Source organism: Brevibacterium aurantiacum, assembly GCF_007558825.1.
GTDB lineage: Bacteria > Actinomycetota > Actinomycetes > Actinomycetales > Brevibacteriaceae > Brevibacterium > Brevibacterium aurantiacum_A.
In genome coordinates this window covers 1-957 of sequence record NZ_VLTK01000053.1, presented here as the reverse complement: position 1 = coordinate 957, position 957 = coordinate 1, and the positions used below count along the sequence as shown (strand labels likewise).

Genomic DNA, 957 nt, shown 5'->3' with positions numbered 1-957 from the left:
ACATTCTCGGGTCCGCGATCCAGTGCGAGGCGTAAAGCGGCCTCGCGCAGCGCCACCTGAGTGGCCTGCTTCTTGCGCTCGCGCAGTCCATCATCAAGACCAGTCATATGGCCAGTATCTCAATATTCATGCGAGTACGCAATATTGCGTGCACGCACGTTTGTCTATAAGGTTCTCACGAAGACACTTCGTCCAATAGGAGGGCATCGAGCGATGCGCGGTAGAGGAATGACCTACGACACGGGCTTCGTCCGGAACGGCAGCAATTCTCGGGAAGTCTTCGACTTGTCAAGAGTAGAAGAAGAGCTGGCGATCATCCGGACCGAACTGAACTGCAACGCCGTTCACATCGTCGGCAGCGATCCGGAACGCCTGGAGGCTGCGGCCCAATTCGCAGCGAAACTCGGGCTGGAGATTTGGTTCTCTCCTTATCCGTTGGAACAGACACTCGATCAGATCCTCGCTGTGTTTGCTGATTGCGCGGAGCGAGCTGAACGACTCAGACAGGGTGGCGCGGACGTCGTGTTCGTCGCGGGTGTCGAGCTAAGCGTGATGAATCGCGGATTCATCGAAGGTGACGATGTCACCGCGCGCCTCGGCAGGCTCTTCGCTGTTCCTGAAGAGCGACAAGAGCGGCTCGCTGAAGTGAGTCGGCGCCTCAACGCGTTTCTTGCCGATGCCGTGACGGTTATCAGGGAGCGCTTCCAAGGGGCGGTCACCTATGCCTCCATCCAGTTCGAAGCCGTCGACTGGGAACTATTCGACTTCGTGACGGTGGAGCTCATTCGCTCAGCGGCCGTCGCTGACATCTTCCGCTCGAGCGTGCGCACTCTCGTAACGCAACAGTCGAAGCCTGTCGCCATCACCGGATTCGGCTCTGCTACCTGGCGAGGTGCCGGGGACATGGCTCCGCGCAGCATGGAAATCATCGAAAACGACCCGACGACAGGCGCACCT

Annotated in this window: 1 protein-coding gene; it reads left to right on the top strand. The window is 58.8% G+C overall.

The genetic code is table 11. From position 1 onward, the window contains the following. Positions 1-228 precede the first annotated feature (228 nt). The coding region (locus FO013_RS22205; protein ID WP_143924719.1) for a hypothetical protein at positions 229-957 on the top strand (729 nt) is incomplete at its 3' end.